This window comes from Vicinamibacteria bacterium, assembly GCA_035620555.1.
Lineage (GTDB): Bacteria > Acidobacteriota > Vicinamibacteria > Marinacidobacterales > SMYC01 > DASPGQ01.
On record DASPGQ010000271.1, the window covers coordinates 1 to 5,799 of the forward strand.

Annotated in this window: 7 protein-coding genes; 5 read left to right on the forward strand and 2 right to left on the reverse strand. The window is 62.9% G+C overall.

The window, feature by feature from the left end:
* Both VEK15_11110 and VEK15_11115 read left to right on the forward strand, forming a co-directional pair.
* On the forward strand, positions 1-747 hold a 747-nt coding region (locus VEK15_11110; protein HXV61234.1), incomplete at its 5' end, for a tetratricopeptide repeat protein.
* Complete coding sequence (locus VEK15_11115) at positions 744-2,141, forward strand: tetratricopeptide repeat protein (GenBank protein HXV61235.1); 1,398 nt, start codon at positions 744-746, stop codon at positions 2,139-2,141. The genes VEK15_11110 and VEK15_11115, both read left to right, overlap by 4 nt.
* Here the strand turns inward: VEK15_11115 and VEK15_11120 are convergent, their stop codons facing one another.
* Positions 2,142-2,810: a hypothetical protein gene (locus VEK15_11120; GenBank protein HXV61236.1), complete on the reverse strand. Its 669-nt coding sequence runs from the start codon at positions 2,808-2,810 to the stop codon at positions 2,142-2,144.
* 257 nt (positions 2,811-3,067) lie between these two features.
* Between VEK15_11120 and VEK15_11125 the strand changes: the two genes are divergently transcribed.
* The gene (locus VEK15_11125) at positions 3,068-4,336 is read left to right on the forward strand and encodes an MFS transporter (GenBank protein ID HXV61237.1); all 1,269 of its coding nucleotides are present in this window, start codon (positions 3,068-3,070) and stop codon (positions 4,334-4,336) included.
* A 123-nt stretch (positions 4,337-4,459) separates the two neighbouring features.
* Here VEK15_11125 and VEK15_11130 read toward each other — a convergent pair whose 3' ends face one another.
* The gene (locus tag VEK15_11130) at positions 4,460-5,155 is read right to left on the reverse strand and encodes an SGNH/GDSL hydrolase family protein (GenBank protein ID HXV61238.1); all 696 of its coding nucleotides are present in this window, start codon (positions 5,153-5,155) and stop codon (positions 4,460-4,462) included.
* 219 nt (positions 5,156-5,374) lie between these two features.
* Here VEK15_11130 and VEK15_11135 point away from each other — a divergent pair, with 219 nt between their 5' ends.
* Both VEK15_11135 and VEK15_11140 read left to right on the forward strand, forming a co-directional pair.
* Positions 5,375-5,647, forward strand: coding sequence for an antitoxin (locus tag VEK15_11135; GenBank protein ID HXV61239.1), 273 nt, complete (start codon positions 5,375-5,377; stop codon positions 5,645-5,647).
* Positions 5,644-5,799, forward strand: a 156-nt coding sequence (locus tag VEK15_11140) for a type II toxin-antitoxin system VapC family toxin (protein HXV61240.1), incomplete at its 3' end; no start/stop codon positions are given. The genes VEK15_11135 and VEK15_11140, both read left to right, overlap by 4 nt.

The window sequence follows — 5,799 nt, forward strand, 5'->3', positions numbered from 1 at the left end:
CGGCTCCGGCGCCGCAATCTCGACTGGCGCAACAACGAGACTCTGTTCCGGCGCACCGTCGAGACGGCACCGGAAAGCGCCCGCAGCCATTTCCTCCTGGGAGCCGAGCTTCTCGAGAAGAAAGCGTTCGTAGAAGCGGCGAAGCGGTTCGATGACGGGCTCGCCATCTATCCGAATCATTTCGGCGCGTTGATGAGCCTGGGAGAAGCTCGCCTCGGCGCCGGAGAGCCGGGTGGTGCCGGAGAGGCTTTTCGCTCCGCTTTGCGGCTCGTGCCCTCATCCGCGGAAGCGCGCCGGGCAGCGTTCGAGGCCGCCCTCGCGCACGGCCGGGCGCGGGCTCGCGACGGGGATTTCGCCGCCGCGGAGGCGGCGTTCCGGAGCGGTGTCGAGCTCGGCGCGGGCGAGCCCTCCGCCTGGAACCTTCTCGGGCTGGTCACCGAGCAACAGGGGCGTGTCACCGAGGCGCGAGAGGCCTACGAGCGAGCTCTCGCTTCCGATTCGGACTACGTCCCCGCACTGCTGAACCTTGCCAGCATCCGCTCGAACAGCGGCGAGCTCGAGGCGGCCGAAGAGACTTTTCGCCGGGCGATCGGGCTCGCGCCCGATTCTTACGAGGCCTACAATGGACTCGGAATCGTTCTCGCCCGCCAGGGACGCCGCCTCGAAGCGGTCGAGGCGTTCGAGAGGGCGATCGCGATCGAGCCCGAGCTGGATGCCGCCCGGGAGAATCTTCGGACGCTGAAATGAGAACAGTCCTCGCTCTGCTCGCAGCGCTTGCCGGCCAGCAAAGTGACGGAGCCATCGAGACCGCCAGGCGCCTCGTGGAGGAGCGGCGGACGATCGAGGCGATCCGGACTCTCGACGAGGCACGGAGGACGGACCCGAACGACCCCGCCATCCACCATGAGCTCGGTTTGCTCTTCGCCGCGCTCGGACGCACGGACCAGGCGCTCGAGGCTATGGGCCAGGCAGCCGAGCTCGCACCCGAGGAAACCTCCTACGCTCTCGACTACGGCGAGCTCTTGTACCGATCGGGGAGAGCCGAGGAAGCTCTCCCCTATCTCGAGAAGGCCTCTTCCCTCCCCGAGGCGCTTCTTCTCCTCGCCGGAGTGCACGAAAAGCTCGGCGACGAAGACCAGGCGATCGCCTCGCTCGCGAGCTACGTCGAATCGAAACCTCACGAGATCGAGGCCCGGCGGCTTCTCGGGGAAAAGCTCGAGAAAACCAAGCGAACCGACGAAGCACTCGACGTGTACCGAGCCGGGCTCGCCGAGGATAACCAGAATCCCGTCCTGCTCGAGCGCGTGGCCGAGCTTCTGAGTCGCAACCGAGACCGCTACTCCGAAGCGGAGGAATACGCACGGCGTGCCCTCGAAGTGAGTCCCGAAATGCTGGAAGCTCGACTCGTCCTCGCGCGCGTACTCTCCCGGACCGGACGTGAGGCAGAAGCGCTTTCGGAGCTCGAACGCGCCCGCGACGCGCATCCCGATGCCTCTCAGGTTTACTACAACCTGGCACAGTCCTATCAGCGAGCCGGACGCGACGAGGAGGCCCGGAGCGCGGCGGAAACGTTCCGGGAGCTCAGCGTAGCCGAGCAGGAAACGTCCGAGCGGGAGGCGCGGGTCGCAGTCACTTACAAACAAGCGGCCGAGCTCTTGCGAACCGGCGACATGCTGGCGGCAGAAAAAGTGTTCCTGTCAGTCCTGGATATCGACCCCGAGAATACTCAGACTCATTCGATGCTCGCCAAGATCGCCTTCTCCAAGGGCGACACGGCGTCGGCCAAGCGGTGGATCGACGAGGCGCTCGCGCGGGACGGGACCATCGCCGAGTACCACTACCTCCGCGGACTCTTTGCATCCCGAGCGGGAGCGGGAGCTCGAGCCGAAGCCGCGCCATCGCTGCGGCGCGCTCTCGAGCTCGACCCGGCTTTCCCCGACGCCTGGTCGCTGCTCGGAACGTTGCTTCTGGACTCTGGCCAAGACGAGGAAGCGGTCGAATGTTTTGCCCGAGCCGCCACGCTCGAGCCCGAGAACGCCTCGATTCAGCTCAATCTTGCGTCGGCCTACGCTTCTCTTGGAAACGCAGCGGAAGAAAAGCGAGCCATGGAACGTTACCGCGAACTGAGTCAGAGACGATAGCTAGCTCACGTTCCGCTCCATCCACTCCTCGCACGATCGGGCTGGCTGCTCGAGGCTCCTCCGCTTCTTCGCGAGCTGCTCCTGTGCCCGTCGCAAAGCCGCGGAGATCATAGAGTGGCTCAACGGTTCGTCATCAGAGGCCCCGAGCCGCTCCAGGAGCTCGCGCGTGGAGCTACCGAGAAACTTCGTGACCCACGGCTCGTCCAACCCCGTGTAACAGGAGAAGGTAGTTCCTCGCGGGAGATACATTGCCAGGTTGAGCACGTGGTCGTCGCGTTGCGGCATCGGAAAATGCTCCACCAGCTGAACCCGAACGGGTGTCTGGTCATCGACGCGGCGCCGGTGGTGGATTCCCCGCTTGATCTCTTCGGGAATCTCATCCGAAGCCAGCACGGCGATGGTCCCCGCCCCCCTCCACGTCGGCAACTGTTCGAGCTGATCCGTTCCCGGACGACGCAACTCACGGTATTCGAGCCCACGCCGATCCAAGCGCTGCCGGACGCGCTCGCCGGTGATGGGAAAATGATAGATGGCGAGACTCGTGACCGCTCCTTCCCTCGAGTCCGTCTCCAGCTGTTTCTCGAAGTCTTCGAGCTTGCGCTCCTCGGTGAGCCACACGCGTTCTGCGAAAGTGGGCTTTTTACCGAACATCCGTTCCAGGAGTCCCATGTGCACCGCCTCAAATGATTATTACACCCACGGTTCGAGCGACCTCACTGTTCTCGAACCGTGGCCGTCGGTGAAAGATGCACGGGAACTGGGCGTCCTCGCTTCAGGCCGTGCGAAATCCTCGGGGCGAAACGCACGCCCCGCGAACGTCTCGATTGGAGATCGAGTATATTGCTCGAGTCGAGGCGTCTGCTGGCCGCCACCGTGCTTCCAGCCTCGCCGCCGAAACCTGGCCCACGAGCAAGTGAGCTCGCGACATGTCTCTCTTTCCCTTGTTCCTCGTCAGTTTCATTGGCACCCTGGGCTACAGCATCGTCCTCCCCTTTCTCGTCACCGTCGTCACCAAGTTCGGCGGAAACGCGGTGGTTTACGGAGTCGTGGGAGCCACCTATTCTGCCTGCCAGCTCATCGGCGCGCCCCTGCTCGGCAAGTGGTCGGACGTTTACGGCCGACGCAAAATCCTGCTGCTGAGCCAGCTTGGCACGTTCGCTTCGTGGATCATCTTCCTGCTCGCACTGTCGCTCCCCCCGATTCCCCTCTTCCGGTTCGACGGAGCGGGAGGGGCATGGGTCCTGACGCTCCCTCTACTGGTTCTGTTCGCCGCACGTGCCACCGACGGCCTGACCGGCGGGAACGTCTCGGTGGCGAACGCCTACCTTGCCGACCTGACGCAAGAGTCCGAGCGCAACAAGCAGTTCGGGAAGATGGCGGTCGCCACCAACCTGGGTTTCATCGCCGGCCCCATGTTGACTGGTTTTCTTGGAGCGACGGCATGGGAAGAGACCCTTCCGGTGCTCGCGGCCTTGTCGATATCCCTCGCAGCTTCGTTGGTCATCTGGAAAGTCTTGCCGGAATCACGCCCTTGTGCGCTCAGAAAGAACCCCACGAAGACCGAGGTAAGAAAAATCTTCGGGCAGGAGCAGCGCGAGTGTTTCGAGCTCGAGTCCGACGGCCGAGTGAGCTTCGCGCAGGCGCTCCGTCTAGAGAACGTGCCGTTCTTACTGGCCGTCTACTTCCTGATCTTTCTCGGCTTCAATTTCTTCTACGCCGCATTTCCGGTGCACGCCACGACATCCCTCGGGTGGTCCGTCAAGGAGCTCGGGCTCTTCTTCTCCTTCCTGGGGCTGACGACCGTGCTCGTGCAGGGGCCTCTGCTGGGCAGGCTCGCGGCAAAGCTGCCCGAGTCGCCTCTGGTCGTGGCCGGTGGATTGATCCTCGGAGTGGGCTTCTGGCTCTTTACGTCCGAAAGCCCCGTGTCCCTGTACGCGGGAGCCGCCTGTTTCTCGCTGGGTAACGGCCTCCAGTGGCCGTCCTTCCTCGCGGTCCTGTCCAAGGCGGCAGGCCCACGATACCAGGGTGCGGTGCAGGGCTTCGGTGGAAGCGTCGGGAGCCTGGCGAGCATCGTGGGCCTGATTCTTGGCGGCGTCTTCTACCACTCGCTTCGCGGGGGAACATTCCTCGTCTCCTCCGCGCTGTTCGTGACGGTTTCGATCCTCTCGATCCGCTTCTTCTACTCAAGATCGTGACGGCACGGGCGCGTTCGAGGATGGATGGGTCCTCGTCCAGAAGCTCGCCGATCGCTCTATGGAGAGCCAGGCTGCGCGCCTCGGCCAGGCGATGTCGGTTCACCCGTCATACTCCAAAGAGGCTCAGGTTGGTCCCTCGACCAGAAGCACGATGGCCTCGAACCAGGTATCCGCGATCGCCTCGTAACCGATGTCGTTGGGGTGGAGCCCGTCGGGTCCCTGGCCGCTCAAATCGCCGAGGGTCGCCTGCTCGTGATCGGCGATGGGTACGCCTTGCCGGTTCGCCTCCTGGCGGATCACGTCGTTGAGCCGTGGCACGTTCTCCCAGCCATTCGTCCGAAAGCCATCGGGGTTCAGTCTCGGGTAGGTCCCCACGATGATCGCTTTTCCCTCGCGACGCACGAGCTCCATCATTCTCGCCAGGTTCTCGCGAACGACGGGAAAGCGCGGGGTGGGGTTGTTCACGTCGACGACCCCCTCGAGCAACAAGACGAGGTCGGGGTTGTGCGTGCGCATCTCGAAGCGGATGCGCTCGACACCCTCGGTCGTTCTCTCTCCTCCGATGCCGGCATTGATGAGCTCGAGGCCCGTTCCGTAGCGTTCTTCCAGGCGTCGCCACAGCTTCGGGACGTACCCCTCGACGAGCGAGAGATCGGCGTGGATTTCCGGCGGAGACTCGAGCGTGATTCCCAGCGTGATGCTGTCTCCAAAGCAGAGAATCCTCTTGAAAGGGAAATCCTCCGCGAGCTGGGAGAGACCGTCACCCGATAAATGCGTGCCGGACGTGATTGCGGGAGCGGACGATGGCTCGGGGGACAAGAAATTCCCTCGATCGCCGCAGCCACACAGTACCGCAAGCAAGGTGGCAAAACGAAGGGCGTGTCTCTTCAACGTTCTAAAGGACTTGGACGACGAAAGTATACGCCGAAACGGGGCGTCGGCGCCGGCTGATTCTAGCTAACTGCCACCCTCCCACTCGTATTGACTTCTCGACGAATACACATCTATAATACACATGGGTTTTGTAAATACACATCTATGAGCAAGCGCGTTCAGGTAATCCTGGAGGAAGAAGAGCGAGAGGCATTTCGACAAATGGCCGAGTCTCAGGGCCTTTCGTTGAGCGCCTGGCTCCGAGAAGCGGGGCGAGCACGGCTTGCCGATGTTCGCTCTCGGCGGATCCGAACGCTCGATGAGCTCCGTCGCTTCTTTGAAGAGATCGATGAGCGAGAGGAGGGTGTCGAGCCGGACTGGGCGCAGCACCGAGAGGTCATCGAGATGTCCAAATCCTCGGGCGGGACGGGTACTTGATCTTCATCGACACCAACGTTTTCATGTACGCAGTTGGCCGAAGGCACCCCTTGCGTGAGGAAGCGCGGTCGTTCTTCGAGAAGAACCTCGAGCGCAAATCACAGCTCGTGACTTCCTCCGAAGTCTTACAGGAGCTGATGCACGCCTATGTG